This window comes from Moraxella nasovis (genome assembly GCF_022701215.1).
GTDB classification, from domain to species: domain Bacteria; phylum Pseudomonadota; class Gammaproteobacteria; order Pseudomonadales; family Moraxellaceae; genus Moraxella; species Moraxella nasovis.
Genome location: NZ_CP089976.1, coordinates 150,620 through 169,031 on the forward strand (window position 1 = coordinate 150,620; position 18,412 = coordinate 169,031).

The window sequence follows — 18,412 nt, forward strand, 5'->3', positions numbered from 1 at the left end:
AACAAGCACATCGCCTACGGTGTGCTTTTTTTGATAATCTCTAAATTTATACCATTTATCTTATGAAATACCAAGACAACACAACTTATATTATTTATGCAGGTGGCACTTTTGGCAGTCATGGTGTGCCTTTATCACCCTTGCAAGCTGACATTTTTTTACCCACGTTAAAAGACACACTAGACCACACCTTTCCCCAGCTATCTATTGATATTCTACCAAACAACTGTGTTAAAGATAGCAGTTCACTCACACCTGCTGACTTTGTACATTTTTATGAATTAATCTTAACTTCTTATACCAAAGGGGCTAGGCATTTTGTCTTAATCACTGGTACAGATAGCCTAAGCTATTTGGCAGCATTTTTAGCAAATGCCTTTCATGATTGCATGGATATGACGCTTGTCGTTACAGGCAGTATGCAGCCTTTATTTATACCTGACAACCCCGTTCATACCATCAATGCAGATAGTGACGCTTTGGCAAATCTATCAGGTGCTTTAGCTGTGGCACAAAGCTTATCGCATGGCGTATTTGTGCAGTTTAATGGTCATACATTTTTCGCTGATAACACCCAAAAAATTAACAGCCAAGACAAGGACGCTTTTATCGGTACAGTCATAACCGAGAATAATAAACCTAAACCTAAGCCATACCACGCCAAAACTTGGCAAAACAACCGGTTGGCATCGCTAAATGCCCTACAAAGCCAAGCTAAGCATACGGTCATTTATCCTATTTTCGCTCTACCAAATGACGCTTGCGTATTAGATTATCAGCTAAATCATCTCCCAAAAGATACCAAAGCAGTCATCATGATTGCCTTTGGTGCTGGTAACTTGCCTTACAATTCATCACTCGCTGACACGCTCCAAAGCCTAGCTGATAATGATATCAAGGTTATATGTACCACACAATGCCCATTTGGCGGAGTTAGCACCGATTATGCTGCAGGCTCTTGGCAGTACCAGTATGGGGTTTTAAGTGGTCATGTGCTTAGCATTGCTGCAATTTTTGGGCGTGCATTATGGCTTAGCGTGAATAATCAGCTCAACGCCAACCACTGGCAACAGGGTCTAAACTAATGATGCCCCAAACTTACGCCATAGGTATCGAGTTTATCGGCACCAATTATCGGGGCTGGCAACGCCAAGAAGAAGTCATCGGCGTGCAGGCAGTAATAGAATACGCTCTTACAAGAATCGCTAATGAACCCATTGAGCTAATCGCAGCAGGTAGAACAGATGCAGGCGTCCATGCAGGCAATATGATTGCCCATTTTTGTACACACGCCAACCGCACCCCTTATAATTGGCTTCGTGGTGCTAACAGCTTACTTCCTGACGACATTGCCTTGCGGTGGCTTGTACCTATGCCAAGCGATTTTCACGCGCGTTTTAGTGCAATAGCACGTCGATATCGCTATATCACCCTAAACCAGCCTTATCGCCCCGCTTTATTACACCATCAAGTGACGCATGAGTTTGCACCGCTTGATATTCAAAGCATGATTGCAGCAAGTCAGCAACTTGTCGGCACGCATGATTTTAGCAGCTTTCGAGCCGCCGCCTGCCAATCAAATCAGCCCATTCGCACGGTAAGTCATGCTGATTTATTCATGCAAGGTGCTTATTTGGTGCTAGATATCCAAGCTGATGGGTTTTTACATCACATGGTGAGAAACATCATGGGGACGCTATTTGCAATCGGACGTGGCGAAATGTCTGTTGATGAGCTTATGCCACTCATGCATGCCAAAAATCGCTCGCTTGCACCGCCTACTGCAGCAGCTGATGGACTGTATTTTATCAACGCCTATTATCCTGAGAAATTTCAAAAATTATTGCCAAAATTGCCATTAACACCACTTTGGCTGAATTTACCTTAAATAAATAAACATGGATTTTTTATAAAAAATACAGTATAATAAGCTTTTATTTTAACTTTGAAATAGACTATGGCAAAAAAAGACGATATCATTGAATTTGAAGGCGAAGTTATTGACACGCTACCAAACACTCTATTTAAAGTTCGCCTAGAAAACGGACACGAAATCATCGCTCACATCTCAGGTAAGATGCGTAAGCACTATATTCGCATTCTGACAGGCGATAAAGTAAAAGTTGAGATGACGCCTTACGACCTAAGTAAAGGGCGCATCACCTATCGTGGCAAAAACTAAGCTTTCTAACACGCCTTAAAACTGGTCTTAAGCACAACTTAAGACCAGTTTTTTATGCTATTTTTGACTATCTAGCCTGATATACATCAACAATCCAACGCCCAATATCCTTAATCTGCTGCATGCAGACTTGATGAGCCATAGGATAGGTAGTAAAGCTTGGAGATAATCCAAGATTTGTTAATTTTTCTTTAGCTTGCACACCAAGCACAGCTGGCACGACATTATCATAGTCACCATGATCAATTCTTACTCTCACGGCATGATTAGTCGGTATGGACTGCACTTGTTCAGCTGTGGCAAAATAAGTAGATAACGCCAAAAGCCCTGCTAAAGATCGTGAATTCGTCAGTACATTATGATACGCTACAGCTCCCCCTTGTGAAAACCCTGCAATAATAATATTCTCACTGGGTACGCCTTGTTTGATTTGCTCATCAATCAAGTCGTTAATATAATCACTAGATTGGATAATCTGTGCCACATCCACTTTACGATCAAGCGTCATCTCTAAAATATCATACCATGCAGGCATGATATAGCCCCCATTCACCGTAACAGGTATCTTAGGAGCGTGCGGAAATATAAATCGCACAGCCAATTCACCAAGCCCAAGCTCTGGAACGATCGGCTCAAAATCATGCCCGCTCGCCCCCAAACCATGTAGCCAAATGACCGCTTTATCAATCGTTTGGCTATTTGGGCTGTGTTCAACCACTACACAATCAAGAAGTTTTGTCATATAAAATTTCCATGAAATACATTAGTGCCATCATAACACAAATCAACCAAACACAAAACAACTATGCACCAAGACCGAAAAACCATTATAATAAGCAATATGCACAATGACAATGAATAGGTACTATCATGAAATGGAAAGGCAGAAGACAAAGTAGCAATATCGAAGATCGTCGTGGTGGCGGACGCAGAGCTGGTGGCGTAGGTATTGTTGGAGTGATTATCGCCATCATTATTTGGAAAGTGTTTGGCATCAGTCCAGAAACTACGCTTGGCGTCGCCGAACAAATCACCCAACCTAGACAAGTTCAAGCACCAGCACATCAGACTACCGAGCAGACAGAATCCCACGCATTTGTAGCGACTATCTTAGCGGATACAGAAGACACATGGAATACGATTTTTGCTCAATATGGCAAAAGTTATACACCGCCATCATTGGTGATGTTTGAGCAGTCTGTCCAGTCAGCTTGTGGTATGGCATCATCAGCAAGCGGTCCTTTTTATTGCCCTGCCGACCAGAAAGTCTATCTAGATACTCAGTTTTTTAGGGATATGAGAGTACAGCTTGGCATTACTGGTGAGCAAAACCAAACCGAGCTTAGCCGCAGCGACCAAGCGGCAGATTTCGCTCAAGCCTATGTCATCGCCCATGAAGTTGGGCATCACGTCCAAACTTTACTTGGCATCTCCCAAAAAGTTCGCCAAGCTCAAGCAAGTGCCAATCCTGCTGCTGCAAACAACTTATCTGTACGACAAGAATTGCAAGCCGACTGCTTTGCTGGATTATGGGCAAAGCACACCCATGAACGCACTGGGTTTTTGGAACAAAATGACATTAACGAAGCCTTAGATGCTGCCCAAAAAATCGGCGACGATTATCTTCAGCACCAATCTCACGGCCATGCGGTGCCAGACAGCTTTACACATGGCACAAGCGAACAACGCCAACGATGGTTTTATCGTGGGTTTCAAACAGGTGATTTACAAGCGTGCGATACTTTTGCCACTCAAAACCTATAAATCTAAGCCCCAAGCTGTCATTGGGGCTTTTGTTATTTAAAGCATATTTACCAAAATCAGCAAACAGCCAGATGAACTGTGATATAATGGTAAGTTATCTTTATCAATACTCAACTGACTTTAGCTGATCGCCATGACCGTACAGACTTTTAATCCTATTCATCATAAAGCCAATCATAATGAAAATCGTTCAATCAGCGATACCGCAAGCCTAACAAACCAAACCTTAAGCCCTAACCCCAACCCAAAAATTGGCTTTGTCTCTCTTGGTTGCCCTAAAGCGTTGGTGGATAGCGAACGCATTATCACAGAACTTACCAAAGAAGGCTATCAAGTTGCCAAAGACTATGATGGTGCCGATCTTGTTGTGGTGAATACTTGCGGCTTTATTGAAAGTGCTGTCCAAGAAAGCCTAGATGCCATTGGCGAGGCAATTGCCAGTAATGGTAAAGTTATCGTTACAGGTTGTCTTGGAAAAGATGCAGAACGTATTTACACCATGCACCCTGCTGTATTGGCGGTGACAGGTGCCCATGCCTACCACGAGGTAGTACAGGCAGTCACCCATCATGTGCCAAAACCCAAAAAGCCAAAAGACTACAACCCAAAGATTGATCTAATCAATGAAGCAGGCATAAAACTTACCCCTGCACATTACGCCTACCTAAAAATCTCAGAGGGCTGTAATCACCGCTGCACATTTTGCATCATTCCAAGCCTTCGTGGTGATTTAGCCAGTCGCACCATTGATAGCGTTATGAAAGAAGCAGTCTCCCTAAAAAACGCAGGCGTCAAAGAGCTGCTCATCATCAGCCAAGACACCTCCGCTTATGGTCTTGATTTAAAGTATAAGATGGCATTTTGGCAAGGCGAACCTCTAAAAACGAAGTTTTTTGACTTATGCCAAGCCCTTGCTAAACTTGGCATTTGGGTGCGTTTACATTATGTGTATCCTTATCCTCATGTGGATAATGTGGTTCAAATCATGGCTGATAGCATGGCAAAATTTAACGGAAAAGGTGGGCTGTTACCCTATTTGGACATCCCTTTTCAGCATGCCTCACCAAGCGTGCTAAAAGCCATGAAACGCCCTGCTCACAGCGAAAATGTACTTGAACGCATTGCCAAGTGGCGTGAAATTTTTCCAGATATTGTCATTCGTTCCACTTTTGTTGTAGGTTTTCCTGGCGAAACCGAAGAAGATTTTCAATACCTACTTGAGTGGCTAAAAGTTGCACGCCTTGATCGTGTTGGCTGCTTTACCTATTCAGAAGTTGATGGTGCTGTGGCAAATGATTTACCAAACCCTGTGCCAGAAGCCATCAAGCAAGAGCGTTACGAACAACTCATGGCACTACAGCAACAAATCTCTGCTGATAAACTTCAAGAAAAAGTCGGCAAAACTCTAACCGTGCTTGTAGATGAAATTGATACCGATGAAAATATTGCCATTTGCAGAAGTTTTGCTGACGCACCAGAGATTGACGGTCATGTCTATGTCGATGAGATTGACGACACAGTTACTGTGGGGGAGTTTATAACCGTTACCATTGATGAAGCCAGCGACTATGATTTATTTGCTCGTTTTGGCAGTTAATCTCATAACAATGACATAAATTCATGCCTAACGCTTGCAATTTATACCAATTCCACTAGAATGATGCTAATGTTCACATTGGAGTAGATTATGAAATACTTGGTACTCACCCTACCGTTTTTGCTTGTTACCGTCTCACAAGCTGCAAGCTTACCGATAAATCACGATGCTCGATTACAAGCAGGAGCTATCGCCTCATTAAAAGCCGACGCTTATGCCGCTGATGATAAAATTGGCATATCACCATTATTTTTATACGATAATAATCGCTTTTATCTTGAAGGTGCTGAAGGTGGTTATTATCCTTATAAAGATTCTCAAAATTGGGTACGCATTGGGCTTAGCTACGATGATACACACTTTGAGCCAAAAGATGCCAAAAGCACCCAACTAAAGCAGCTCGATGAACGCAAACCCTCAATCAATGCTCACGTCAGTTATATGCACATCACTCCAGTTGGTGGCTTTGAAATAAAAGCAGCAAAAGACATCTCAAATCATAGTGATGGTCAAATCATCAGCCTAACCCACCGTTCAAAATTTACTTTCTTAGATGACAATCTTACCGTCTATCCTAAAGTTGGAGCGACATGGTACGACAAAAAGCATAATAATTACTATTATGGCGTATCAGATGCAGAAGTAGCCAAATCAGGTCTGAGATCGTATCAAGCCAAATCAGGCATCTCACCTTATATCTCTGCCAGTGCTTTTTATAAAATAAATGACCGCATCAGTGCCTTTGGCAACCAAAAATTTGAATGGCTGTCAAGTACACAAAAAGACAGTCCGCTGACAGATGGTAGCACCAAATCTAGCACAAGCTTAGGTCTGTTATACCAATTTTAAGCATCAATCTTAAAAATACATAAAAACGCCCATCTACTTAGATGGGCGTTTTTAATTACAGTAAAGTTTATAAAAGTACTTTTCTAGGGTCAGCTAATAGTTTGGCGATATAACGAGTAAATACCGCCGCATCTGCCCCATTAATCGCTCGGTGATCGTATGATAATGATAAAGGCAACATTAAGCGTGGCTCAAATTCTTTACCATTCCAACGTGGCTGATAAGTCGATTCAGATATACCCAAGATTGCAACTTGCGGGTGATTAACCAGCGGTGTAAAGTATGTACCGCCCATATTACCTTGACTTGAGATGGTGAATGAAGCACCCTGCAAGTCTTTTGCAGTCAGTTTCTTATTACGTGCTTTTTTGGCAAGTTCACCAATCTCAATGGCGATTTGTTTAATGCCTTTATCTTGAGCATTACGAATAACAGGCACAATCAAACCATCATCAGTTGCAACTGCAATACCCATATTCACCGACTTGCGTAAAATCATTTGGGTATTATCGTCAGAGACGTGGCTGTTAAATTTAGGGTGCTGCACCAAAGCATAAGCGACAATTTTTACAATAAATGCTAAGATTGTCAAACTTACGCCTTGTGCTTTAAAGTCGCCTTTTAGCTCATTTCTTAGGCTTTCAGTATCAGTAATATCCGCTAGATCAAACTGAGTTACCTGTGGCAATAAAGTATTTAGATTTAACTGCGGGATTGATACTTTTTGAAGTCGGCTCAATTCTACCGCCTTGGTCTCACCCCAAATCTCTTTATTGCTCATATCAGGCAGTGGTGGCAATCTAAGAATCTCGCCAGCCGCTGCAGGGCTTGTAATAATCTGTTTGCTTGAGTTTTGCATGACAGACTTCACATAGCCAAACAAGTCTTCTTTTAAAATACGCCCATGAATCGCTGTACCTGTCACTTGACTAATATCCACGCCCAGTTCACGAGCTAGCTTGCGTACTGCAGGTCCTGCGTGAGCATCTTTGGCACGAATATTCACTTCATTTTCTGGCAACTTTGTCGTATTGTCAGCTGATTGAGATTGCTGGTTTTGATTTGGTGCTTGATCTGCCTGTACTTTTTGGGTGTCCGCTTTTACTTGTTTAGTATCTGCATGAGATTGTACTTTCGTATCACTCGTGCTAATCGTAACAAAAGCTTGTCCACTTGCCACAGTGTCGCCTGCTTTAATAAGCACTGTCTCAATGACGCCATTAGCAGGAGCTGGCACTTCCACAGAAGCCTTATCCGACTCTACTAAAATCAACGACTGACCTTCAGTAACACTATCCCCAACACCAACCAATACTTCGGCAACTTCGGCATTTTCTACACCTAAGTCTGGCAGATTGTAGGTTTGGCTACTGTTGGTGGTTTGCTCAGATGGTTTAGCTGCTTCTTGCACTTTAGTCTGTTCTGCTTGTGGCTTAGCATCAGTCTGCTCTTTTTTGGTCTCATCTGCAATCTCGTCTGCCTGAGCTTCTTCACCACCTGCAGCTTCAAGCACGATTAGCCCTGTGCCTTGGGCGATCTGATCGCCTATACTGACTAAAACTTGACTGACTTTACCGCCTTGGGGGGCTGGCACTTCCACAGAAGCCTTATCCGACTCTGCTAAGATTAAGCTGTCACCTTCTTCAACGACATCGCCAACTTTTACCAAAATCTCTGCAACTTCGGCACTTTCTACACCCATATCAGGGGCTTTAATTTCCATGATGTTCTCCTGTTACAGATGTCAAACTTGTGTTTTTTAAGCAAGCTTGACACCTTTATATCAATTTAAAGTGAGTGTTCTAAATAATACACTTTATTCTTCATCAATCAGCTCTGGCACAGGGTTCGGATTTACACCAACCGATACTGCAGGGGCATCTGGGAAATAATCATAATGTGGCTGTGGCTGCCATGCAGGGGCTTGGTCAGCATCAATGCCAAATTTAGCAATCGCATCTGCAACAACCTGCACTTGTACCTGACCTTTATCAGCAAGCTGTTTAAGTGTTGCTGTAACGATATGAGCTGCATCCACATTAAAGAAACTGCGTAAGTTCTCACGAGTATCTGAACGACCAAAGCCATCAGTACCAAGCGTCGCATAGCTCATATCTTTTGGTAGCCAGCCACGAATTTGCTCAGCGTAATTACGCATATAATCAGTCGCCGCTACAACAATGCCACTCTTACCAGCAAGCTGTTCTGCAATCCAAGGTGTTTTTGACTCTTCTAATGGGTGCAAACGGTTATAATCATCACACGCCATACCATCACGAGTTAACTCATTAAAGCTGGTTACGCTATACACATTTGATTTGATGTTATAATCATCAGCCAAGATTTTAGCTGCTTTTTGCACTTCACGCAAAATGACCCCAGAGCCAAGCAGCTGAACAGTTGCATCATCGCCACCATCTTCAAGCAAATACATACCACGCTTAATGCCCTCTTCTACACCCTCAGGCATAGCTTCATGAGTATAGTTCTCATTCATCAAGGTAATGTAGTAGTACACACGCTCACCTTCGCCATACATACGACGCAAGCCATCATGAAGCACCACCGCCAATTCATAGCCAAAGCATGGGTCGTAACTGACACAGTTAGGCACCGTGCCGAACAGGATTTGGCTATGGCCATCTTGGTGCTGTAAACCTTCACCGTTTAGCGTGGTACGCCCTGCTGTGGCTCCAAATAAGAAGCCTTGAGCTTGACAGTCGCCTGCTGCCCAAGCCAAGTCGCCCACACGTTGGAAACCGAACATTGAATAATAGATGTACATAGGAATCATCGGCAAGGCGTTAGTTGAGTAGCTGGTCGCCAAAGCAATCCATGCACTCATTGCACCTGCTTCATTAATACCCTCTTCTAACATATGCCCATCAATAGCCTCTTTATATCCCATCAAGGCATCGGCATCCTCAGCAACGTAATTTTGTCCGGCGGCAGAGTAAATCCCAAGCTGACGGAACATACCCTCAAGACCAAATGTACGAGCCTCGTCAGGAACGATTGGCACGACATATTTTTGAAGATCTTTATTTTTAAGTAAGGCAGAAAGTAGGCGAACAAATACCATAGTGGTTGATTGTTCTTTGCCTTTTGAGCCTTGTAGCACTTGATCAAAGATTGACAAATCAGGGATATTTAAAGGAACATGACCACTACGGCGGCTCGGTAAATGCCCACCAAGTGCTTGACGACGACCCATCAAATAACGATACTCTGCCGAATCTTCGCTTGGACGCAAAAATGGCAAACCCTTAACTTCTTCGTCATTTAACGGCAAGTCAAAACGCTCACGGAAGTATTTTAGACCTTCAGCATTTAGCTTTTTCAATTGGTGTGCTTTGTTCACCGCTTGAATTTGATTAGATAGTCCGTAGCCTTTCACAGTCTTAACCAAGATAACGGTCGGCTGCCCTTTAGCTTTCATGGCTTCAGCATAGGCGGCATACACTTTTCGTGGATCGTGACCGCCACGGTCAAGATGCATAATCTCTTCGTCCGTCCAGTCTTTTACCATTTCAGCAAGCTCAGGGTATTTGCCAAAGAAATGCTCACGGACAAACTTGCCATCACGTGCTTTATACAGCTGATAATCACCATCAACCGCTTCTAGCATACGCTGTTTTAACGCTCCTGAATCATCCTTAGCAAGCAAGCTATCCCACTTACCACCCCAAATCACCTTAATGACACGCCAGCCTGCACCACGAAATACCGACTCAAGCTCTTGGATAATTTTACCGTTGCCGCGTACAGGACCATCGAGACGTTGTAGGTTGCAGTTAATTACCCAAATTAGGTTATCAAGCTTCTCACGCCCAGCAAGGCTGATTGCACCTAAGCTTTCTGGCTCATCGGTCTCACCATCGCCTAAGAATGCCCAAATTTTGCGATCTTCATCTTTGATGAGTTTACGATTAGTTAGATACTTTTGGACATGGGCTTGATAAATACTCATCAAAGGACCAAGACCCATTGATACGGTTGGGAACTGCCAATAATCAGGCATCAAATATGGGTGCGGGTAGCTTGACAGACCCTTGCCACCCACTTCTCGGCGAAAATTAACAAGCTGCTCTTCGCTTAAACGTCCTTCTAAGAATGAACGTGCGTACATACCTGGTGAACCATGGCCTTGATAATAAATCAAATCACCGCCATGCTGTTCGCTCGGTGCGCGCCAAAAGTGGTTAAATCCTGTCTCATACAAGGTAGCTGATGAGGCAAAAGTCGCCAAATGTCCGCCAAGTTCATCATCGTTATCATTAGCACGGGCAACCATCGCCATCGCATTATAACGCACCAAAGCACGGATTTTACGCTCCATGTGCAAATCACCTGGATAAGTCGGCTCGTCTTCAACAGGAATGGTGTTAATATAGGCTGTATCTAGACGATTAAATGGCAACCCTTCTTGTACTGCCATGTTATATAGTGCTTTTAGCAGAAACTGAGCACGATCTTTATCGGCATTTTTAATCACTGATTCAAATGCGTCGAGCCACTCTTGGGTCTCTACATGATCAGGGTCTTTATAATAAGTGGTCATAACTACATCCTAAAAAATAAAAACACAATTATGATGACATTGTTTGTACACCATAAATACAAAATAGTTGCTTTATAAATTCAACCAAATATCAGTCTTATTTTAAGCAAAATGCAAATCCAATGAGACTTACACTTAAGTTTATTATAGCATTTTTGGCATATTTAGTTATACTTTTTAATAAATAAAAAAATAATGACTATTTTTTTACTAAATATCCAAAATAGCCATGCTAATACATTCAAACAAACACCAAAATAAAAAACCGACCATTTAGTCGGCTTTTGTTTATCTCATGGCTTTACGCTTGCGATTGTTGCTGGATATAATTTTGGATACCTATGCGTTCAATCTGCTCTTGCTGAGTTTCTAGCCAATCTTCATGCTCTTCATTGCCATCTTTTAGCTCAACCAAAATTGCACGAGAAACAAAATCACGCTTTTGCTCGCATAAAGCAATCGCATCAACAAGAACGTCATGCTTACGTTTTTCTAAACGTAAATCACAATCTAAAATCTCTTCGACATTTTCACCGATAAGTAATTTGCCAAGCTCTTGTAAATTTGGCAATCCTTCCAAAAGAAGGATACGCTCAATGAGAACATCAGACCATTTCATTTCACGGATTGACTGCTTATAGATGGCATTATTTAACTCTTCAACACCCCAGTTTTTTGCAATGCGTGCGTGCAAAAAATATTGGTTAATCGCAATCAATGATTGACCCAATACAGCATTTAATGCACGAATAACTTCTTTATCACCCTTCATGTAGATACTCCTTTATGTGATTAGTGAGTAACCGTAGCGAAAGTTGGCTCGCCAGTTTGACTTTGAAGATAGTTTTCTAAACCCATTAAGTCAATTAAACGCAGCTGCTTTTCAAGCCAATGTGCATGATCTTGTTCGGTATCTTCTAGTTGTTTTACTAGCATATCACGAGTTACATAATCACGCTCAGCTTCGCACAGAGCAATGCCTTCTTTTAGATGTTCTTGGACGCTGTATTCTAGCTCAAGGTCGCTTTTTAGCATACTTGGCACATCATTACCAATATTAAGGTTGCTTACTTGCATATTTGGAATGCCACCAAGCATAATAACGCGATTGATGATCAATCGAGCATGCAAAGTTTCATCTTCCATCTCATGATAAATGCGATCGTGCAGCTTACCAAGCTCCCATTCGGCATACATCTGGGAGTGAATAAAATATTGATCACGAGCACCAAGCTCACCAGCTAGAAGAAAGTTAAGATAGTCGATGACTTTTTGAGATGATTTCATAGTCTGCCCCATAAATTAGTTGAGTGGAAGTAAATAAATATGGTAATTATAGTAACACAAAATCAACACAATCCAAGCTACAATTTGTATCTTTATTGAACTGAGAATGACTTTCGGCATGAAAATGACTACCAACATAGCTGTAATTTTTATCTAAGCTTATGACAGTTGAAGAACTGATTTGGATTAAGATAACTTTATGATTTTATTATTGTTATTAGATAAAGTAGCACATTACATAAGACTAACGAGAGTTAAAATATCCTAAAAAAATAACTCTCCACCAGTAACGTACATTAAAAAAATAAATCAAAATTATTGGATAGATATATTATAGAAATAATTAATCAGCTCGCCATCGCATCAACAGCGACAAATTTAGTGTGATATTCATCGAGCAAATCTTGAACCATCGGCATACAACAGCCACAACAAGTGCCAACAGACAGTGTTTTTTGTAAGCTTTCTAGCGTATCTACACCTTGAGCCATCGCCGTCTTAATCTGAGTGTCTTTCACATCATGACAAATGCAAACGTACATACCAACCCCTAGTTGTTTAGTTCTGCCACTCACTTAAAAGAGAATGGTTATCCTTTAATAAGTACATAATAACAATAATTACTCTTATTTACAATAACTTTTATTGATTTTTTAATTATTTTTAAGTTTCAGTAGATGATAGATACAGTTTTTTAGAAATTTTTGTTAAAATAGCCAACCAAAACTTTTTTAAAATAGCCAAACCACAACAAACGCCTAAGGCTTGATATGATTAGCATTTTTGACTTATTTAAAATTGGCATCGGTCCATCAAGCTCACACACTGTCGGGCCGATGGTTGCCGCCAACCGATTTTTGACTTTATTAGGAGAGCGTATCTCTCAGACCAAGCAAATTCGCATTGATTTATATGGCTCGCTATCATCCACAGGCAAAGGGCATGCTACTGATGTTGCTGTCATATTAGGATTGCTTGGTCATAATCCACGCACCATCAATACCAAAAAAACTGAACAATATATTGCCGATGTTTTAGAACATCATCAATTAAAACTTGGGGGCAAACACACCATTACGTTTAATTATGACACTGATATACTGTGGTATGATGAAGTAAATTTACCCCACCATCCTAATGGCATGATGATCAATGCTATTATGAACGATGGTGCGTGCATTAATGAAACTTACTACTCTATCGGTGGCGGATTTGTAGTGGACAGCCAAGAAATCAAAAATGGCAACCCACTTTCCCAAGACGAACAAACCTCACCTTTTCCTTATCCTTTTTCTTCGGCAGAAGAATTGGCTCAAATTTGTTTAGAGCATTCAATAAATATCGCTGAACTGATGCAACTCAATGAGACTGCGATTCGAACGAAAGATGAAGTACGTGACTATCTCAATGACATTTGGGATGTTATGCAAGCCTGCGTAACTGAAGGCTGTCAAAAAGATGGCGTACTGCCAGGTGGCTTAGGGGTTAAGCGTCGTGCTAAAGCACTGTATGACATATTATCCAAAGAATATGGCAAAGCAAATGATGGCGGCTTATTAGCGATGGACTGGGTAAACCTGTACGCTCTAGCCGTCAATGAACAAAACGCCGCTGGCGGTAAAGTTGTTACCGCTCCAACAAATGGAGCAGCTGGCATCATTCCTGCGGTATTGCATTATTATCGGGGTTTTGTTACTGGTTTTAGTTATGAAGGCGTGCGTGAGTTTTTACTTGTGGCAGGTGCTATCGGAGCATTAATTAAACAAAATGCTTCTATCTCTGGAGCAGAAGTCGGCTGTCAAGGTGAAGTCGGCTCGGCATGTGCCATGGCAGCAGCAGGTCTTGCTCATGTCATGGGCGGTACCGTTGCCCAGTGCCTAAATGCCGCTGAAATTGGGCTTGAGCATAACCTAGGGCTAACGTGCGATCCGATAGCAGGGCTTGTTCAAGTGCCTTGTATTGAAAGAAATGCCATGGCTTCAATCAAAGCGATTAATGCTGCAAGGCTTGCCTTACGTGGTAATGGCACACATTATGTATCTTTAGACAAAGCGATTGCCACGATGAAAGAAACTGGCAAAGATATGATGGATAAATACAAGGAAACTGCCCGTGGTGGTCTGGCAATCTATGCTGATGGGCGTATTCCCATTGCAAGCATCAATGCTGGCGGATTTAGCCAATGCTAAATAAGCATAAAAAATAAGCATAAAAAAGCCCCAATGCCAAGCTTGGGGCTTTTTATTAACTACAACTTACTGTACAATTTCAGCTGTCTTAGATATGATTTTATTTAGTGACCAAACAGGTTGTACAGCTTTAGCATCACTGTTTACAACGCTTGTTTGCTTAACGTCTAATACATAACGATAGCCATCTTCGTAATTAAAGCCTTCAATATCGCCACTTAGAACGTTAAAGTTGCGATCAAAAGGACGACGATACTGCAAGCATTCAACTTGAGTATTTACTCCAGCAGTATTAGTCACATCACAAACTGCCTTGCGTGGAGCGATTTCCACTTCAAAGCTTGAGATGTTTTGGATTTTTACTTCTTTAACTTCGCCTTCAACGATGACATTACGTGTGTCTTTTAGGTTGGTAGCACAGCCAGTTAGAGCAATAGCACCTGCGATGGCAGCAACGGTCAACTTCTTCATAAGTTTCTCCTTTGTGATGTTAGATTTAAAAAATGTTACGGCTCAATCATAGCATAAAATATTTACTAAAATATTAAAAATTGTAACTTAATGTTAATTTTACTCATCATCTTTCTTGTCGCCATCAGGGATAACTGCTTTAACCACTTTGGCTGTACCCTTGACCACACCCTTGGTGGTTTTATAAGCGACCTTAACAGGTACAGTAACGACTTTATGAACACAGCCTTGTAGGATAAAGGCGGTGCTAATGATGAAAATTAAGGTTGAAAGTTTTTTCATAATTGACCTAATGATTAAAAATTGACCTAATGATTAAAATAACATCAATAAAAAGCTAAAAGTTGGTTTTAAACTTGATTGATAAGCATGGGAAAAATACGATTACCCTTGCGGTTTTAATGGCATTTTAATTGAAATTCAATTAACTGCGATAATCAGCGTTGATTTTCACATAATCATACGATAAATCACAGGTGTAAACCGTATCACTTGCCCACCCTTGTCCAAGTTCAATATGAATGGTAATTTCAGGGCGACTCATCACCACCTGACCACGCTCTTCACTATAACCATCTGCTAATCCGCCACGTTCACAGATTTTAACTTCATCAAGCGACACACTTACTTTTGATTGCTCAAAATCCACGCCTGCATAGCCTGCTGCTGCCAAAATCCGCCCCCAATTTGGGTCAGAAGCAAAAAAAGCGGTCTTAACAAGTGGTGAGTGAGCCACTGCATAGGCAATTTTGGCACAGTCTTGGGTTGTTTTTCCACCTGTGACTTTTACCGTGATAAATTTAGTCGCCCCTTCGCCATCTTGCACAATCATCTGGGCGATTTTTAACATCACTGTTGCTATCGCTTGGTACAGTTTAGCAAAATGTGGGTGATTTTCGCTGTCAATGTGTTCGCCCACTTGCCCTGTTGCAATAAGCGTGCAGCAATCGTTGGTGGAAGTGTCGCCATCCACCGTGATACGGTTAAACGACTTATTTACCGTTTTGGTTAAAATATCTTGTAGCAAGCGTTTATCGATACTTGCGTCCGTTGCCACAAAGCCAAGCATAGTTGCCATATTTGGGCGAATCATTCCCGCCCCTTTGCTAATACCTGTTACCGTGTAGGTTATGCCGTCAATTTCTATAATCTCGCTATGACCCTTAGGCGTGGTGTCGGTCGTCATAATCGCATGGGATGCATTTAGCCAATTATCTTCATCAAGATTTGTCAAAGCATCATCAAGCCCTGCGATGATTTTATCGCTTGGCAAGCTTTCACCAATCACACCTGTAGAGTAAGGCAACACTTGACTTATTTTCACTGCGGTTTTATCCGCTAAGGCTTGGCAAGTGGCTTTGGCACGATTTAGACCATCTTCACCTGTGCCTGCGTTGGCATTACCTGTGTTGATAAGCAAGTAACGTGGGCTATCATTTTTGATAAATTCACGCACCAGTTGTACAGGAGCGGCACAAAATTGGTTCTGAGTAGTAACCACCGCTACGTTTGCCCCTTCACAAATCTCAAATACCGTCAAATCTTTACGGTTCACATAGCGAACATAAGCTTTAGCGATACCGATTTTAATGCCTTTGACTGGGTTTAATCTGACTAAAGCTGCGTTTTTGACTGGCATAAGATTTCCTTACTATTGCATTTGTGCAGTTACACTTTAGATAACGCTTTAAATAACACTTAATCATCAATGCAACTTAGTACAATCGCTGATTTTAACATAGTGATTGTACTAAGTTTGGGGGCTATCAGCAATCAAATGTAGCCCAGATTGGGGCATGATCGCTTGGCTTTTCCATCGCTCTTAGCTCATAACTGACACCCGCATCAGTTAATTTATCCATCAAATCAGATGTAGCTAAAATATGATCGATACGCAGTCCACGCTTTGGCTCATCATCAAAACCTTTGGAGCGATAATCAAACCAGCTCAAAGTCGTTCCATCAGCGTATAGATGGCGATACGTGTCATGTAGCTTAGTCGCAAGTAATGTCTGATACCACTCACGCTCTTCTGGCAAGAACGAACAGATGCCTTGCGACAGCCAACGCTTGGCATTTTTCTCACCAATCCCTACATCTAAATCTTCTGGAGCGATATTCATATCTCCCATTAAGATAATACTGCGATTTTCAGCGATAAGCTGTAAAATGTAGTGGGTCAAATCAGCATAATATTTGCGTTTCATCGGAAATTTTGTCTCATGCTTACGGTTCTCGCCTTGGGGAAAGTAGCCGTTTAGCACGTCGATTTCTTGACCATTAATCTCAAACCTTGCGTGAATAAAGCGTCTTTGGGCGTCTTCTGGATCTGTTGGAAAGCCCTTTTGCACAAAAATAGGGGCGACTTTAGAGCAGATTGCCACGCCATAATGCGACTTTTGACCAAAAAACTCCACATGATACCCTAAATCTTTAACCATCTCAAATGGAAAAGCCTCATCATGAACCTTGGTTTCTTGCAGGCCAATAATATCGGCATTTAAAATATCTCTCACCGCTTCAAGCTGATGGGGTCTGGCACGCAATCCATTAATGTTAAAGCTTACAAAAGTCGTCATCATATTCTCATTAATTAAAAAATAGATTGTAGCAAATTTTTTGGACACATGACAATAAAATTGTGTACAATGATTGCCACAAAAAAAAAATGGGGTTTGGGTGGAGAAAAAAATGGGGGGGGGGGGGGGGGGGGGGGGGGGGGGGGGGGGGGGGGGGGGGGGGGGGGGGGGGGGGGGGGGTAAATATATATATAAAGAGGGGGTGGGGGGGTTATTATATAAAAATAAAAAAAAATTTTATATATAATAATATTATATATATATTTATTATTTTGTTGTTATTGGGTTTTTTGGGGGGGGGGGGGGGGGGGGGGGGGGGGGGGTGTTTTGTTTGTTTTTTTTTTTGGTTTGGGGGGGGGGGGGGGGGGGGTTGTGGTGGGGGGGGGGGGGGGGGGGGGGGGGGGGGGGGTGGGGGGGGGGGGGGGGGTGGGGGGGGGGGGGGTTATAATAAGGGGTTTAATGGATTTATATTTGGAGATGTATGTGGGATTAATTGGTGTTTGAAGTGTGATTGATATAATGGGGTGGGGGGGTGAAGTGATGAATTGATTTAGGTAGGGGGGTTTGGGGAGGAGGTAAGAGTTAATAGATAGGGGTGGTGGGGGTTTTAGGTATTTTGTTGGGGGATTTTTGTTGAATGGTGGGGGTGAGTAGGAAGTGGTATAATGTTTTGAGGGAAGATGAGGGGGGTAGGTTGATATCGATTAGGTGGTTGGTGGTGGTTATTTGTTAGTCGAATGTTTTATCAATGATAATTAGATTAGTTTAGATTGATGGGTAGTGTGTTTATTATTATATGAGATTGATTTGTGGGGTGATAGAGTAGGATTGGAGTATATTTAAATGAGTTGGATGTGGGCAAGGAAGAGTTAATTTTTAGTTGGGTTTGATTAATAAATGTTTTGTAGGTAATAGAAAGGGGTTGGTGGTGGT

The 18,412-nt window shown here is 41.9% G+C and carries 17 protein-coding genes; 7 read left to right on the top strand and 10 right to left on the bottom strand.

What is annotated here, in order from left to right:
- Positions 1-62: 62 nt before the first annotated feature.
- From LU293_RS00795 to infA, 3 genes are all read left to right on the top strand, one after another.
- The gene (locus LU293_RS00795) at positions 63-1,085 is read left to right on the top strand and encodes an asparaginase domain-containing protein (protein WP_242748012.1); all 1,023 of its coding nucleotides are present in this window, start codon (positions 63-65) and stop codon (positions 1,083-1,085) included.
- A 2-nt stretch (positions 1,086-1,087) separates the two neighbouring features.
- Positions 1,088-1,888: a tRNA pseudouridine(38-40) synthase TruA gene (truA, locus tag LU293_RS00800; RefSeq protein ID WP_242749791.1), complete on the top strand. Its 801-nt coding sequence runs from the start codon at positions 1,088-1,090 to the stop codon at positions 1,886-1,888.
- Positions 1,889-1,957: 69 nt separating this feature from the next.
- Positions 1,958-2,182 carry a translation initiation factor IF-1 gene (gene infA / locus LU293_RS00805; protein WP_169391838.1) on the top strand — a complete coding sequence of 75 codons (225 nt, stop codon included), beginning with the start codon at positions 1,958-1,960 and terminating at the stop codon, positions 2,180-2,182.
- A 67-nt stretch (positions 2,183-2,249) separates the two neighbouring features.
- On the opposite strand, the gene LU293_RS00810 is transcribed toward infA, so the two are convergent.
- Positions 2,250-2,924 (bottom strand): alpha/beta hydrolase, encoded by a 675-nt coding sequence (locus tag LU293_RS00810; protein ID WP_242748014.1) that lies wholly within the window; start codon positions 2,922-2,924, stop codon positions 2,250-2,252.
- Positions 2,925-3,052: 128 nt separating this feature from the next.
- Here LU293_RS00810 and ypfJ point away from each other — a divergent pair, with 128 nt between their 5' ends.
- From ypfJ to LU293_RS00825, 3 genes are all read left to right on the top strand, one after another.
- Positions 3,053-3,946, top strand: a complete 894-nt coding sequence (gene ypfJ, locus LU293_RS00815) for a KPN_02809 family neutral zinc metallopeptidase (protein WP_242748016.1) — start codon at positions 3,053-3,055, stop codon at positions 3,944-3,946.
- Positions 3,947-4,079: 133 nt separating this feature from the next.
- Positions 4,080-5,543, top strand: a complete 1,464-nt coding sequence (gene rimO / locus LU293_RS00820; RefSeq protein ID WP_242748018.1) for a 30S ribosomal protein S12 methylthiotransferase RimO — start codon at positions 4,080-4,082, stop codon at positions 5,541-5,543.
- Between the two features lie 90 nt (positions 5,544-5,633).
- Positions 5,634-6,392 carry a MipA/OmpV family protein gene (locus tag LU293_RS00825; RefSeq protein WP_242748020.1) on the top strand — a complete coding sequence of 253 codons (759 nt, stop codon included), beginning with the start codon at positions 5,634-5,636 and terminating at the stop codon, positions 6,390-6,392.
- Positions 6,393-6,459: 67 nt separating this feature from the next.
- On the opposite strand, the gene LU293_RS00830 is transcribed toward LU293_RS00825, so the two are convergent.
- The 5 genes from LU293_RS00830 to LU293_RS00850 form a co-directional block, all read right to left on the bottom strand.
- Entirely contained in the window at positions 6,460-8,115 is a 1,656-nt protein-coding gene (locus LU293_RS00830) for a 2-oxo acid dehydrogenase subunit E2 (RefSeq protein ID WP_242748023.1), read from the bottom strand.
- A gap of 93 nt (positions 8,116-8,208) precedes the next feature.
- A complete protein-coding gene (gene aceE / locus LU293_RS00835) occupies positions 8,209-10,953 on the bottom strand; it encodes a pyruvate dehydrogenase (acetyl-transferring), homodimeric type (RefSeq protein ID WP_242748025.1) in 2,745 nt (914 codons plus the stop codon).
- Between the two features lie 301 nt (positions 10,954-11,254).
- Positions 11,255-11,725, bottom strand: a complete 471-nt coding sequence (gene bfr, locus LU293_RS00840) for a bacterioferritin (RefSeq protein WP_242748027.1) — start codon at positions 11,723-11,725, stop codon at positions 11,255-11,257.
- Between the two features lie 20 nt (positions 11,726-11,745).
- Positions 11,746-12,240: a bacterioferritin gene (gene bfr, locus LU293_RS00845; protein WP_242748029.1), complete on the bottom strand. Its 495-nt coding sequence runs from the start codon at positions 12,238-12,240 to the stop codon at positions 11,746-11,748.
- Between the two features lie 347 nt (positions 12,241-12,587).
- A complete protein-coding gene (locus tag LU293_RS00850; RefSeq protein ID WP_242748031.1) occupies positions 12,588-12,782 on the bottom strand; it encodes a (2Fe-2S)-binding protein in 195 nt (64 codons plus the stop codon).
- Positions 12,783-13,010: 228 nt separating this feature from the next.
- On the opposite strand from LU293_RS00850, the gene LU293_RS00855 reads away from it, so the two are divergent.
- The gene (locus LU293_RS00855; RefSeq protein ID WP_242748033.1) at positions 13,011-14,429 is read left to right on the top strand and encodes an L-serine ammonia-lyase; all 1,419 of its coding nucleotides are present in this window, start codon (positions 13,011-13,013) and stop codon (positions 14,427-14,429) included.
- Between the two features lie 66 nt (positions 14,430-14,495).
- Here LU293_RS00855 and LU293_RS00860 read toward each other — a convergent pair whose 3' ends face one another.
- The 4 genes from LU293_RS00860 to xthA form a co-directional block, all read right to left on the bottom strand.
- Positions 14,496-14,900, bottom strand: a complete 405-nt coding sequence (locus LU293_RS00860) for a DUF4377 domain-containing protein (protein WP_242748035.1) — start codon at positions 14,898-14,900, stop codon at positions 14,496-14,498.
- Between the two features lie 99 nt (positions 14,901-14,999).
- Positions 15,000-15,182, bottom strand: coding sequence for an NF038104 family lipoprotein (locus LU293_RS00865; RefSeq protein WP_242748037.1), 183 nt, complete (start codon positions 15,180-15,182; stop codon positions 15,000-15,002).
- Positions 15,183-15,324: 142 nt separating this feature from the next.
- A complete protein-coding gene (gene argJ, locus LU293_RS00870) occupies positions 15,325-16,539 on the bottom strand; it encodes a bifunctional glutamate N-acetyltransferase/amino-acid acetyltransferase ArgJ (protein WP_242748039.1) in 1,215 nt (404 codons plus the stop codon).
- A gap of 127 nt (positions 16,540-16,666) precedes the next feature.
- Entirely contained in the window at positions 16,667-17,479 is an 813-nt protein-coding gene (gene xthA / locus LU293_RS00875) for an exodeoxyribonuclease III (RefSeq protein ID WP_242748041.1), read from the bottom strand.
- Positions 17,480-18,412: the final 933 nt, after the last annotated feature.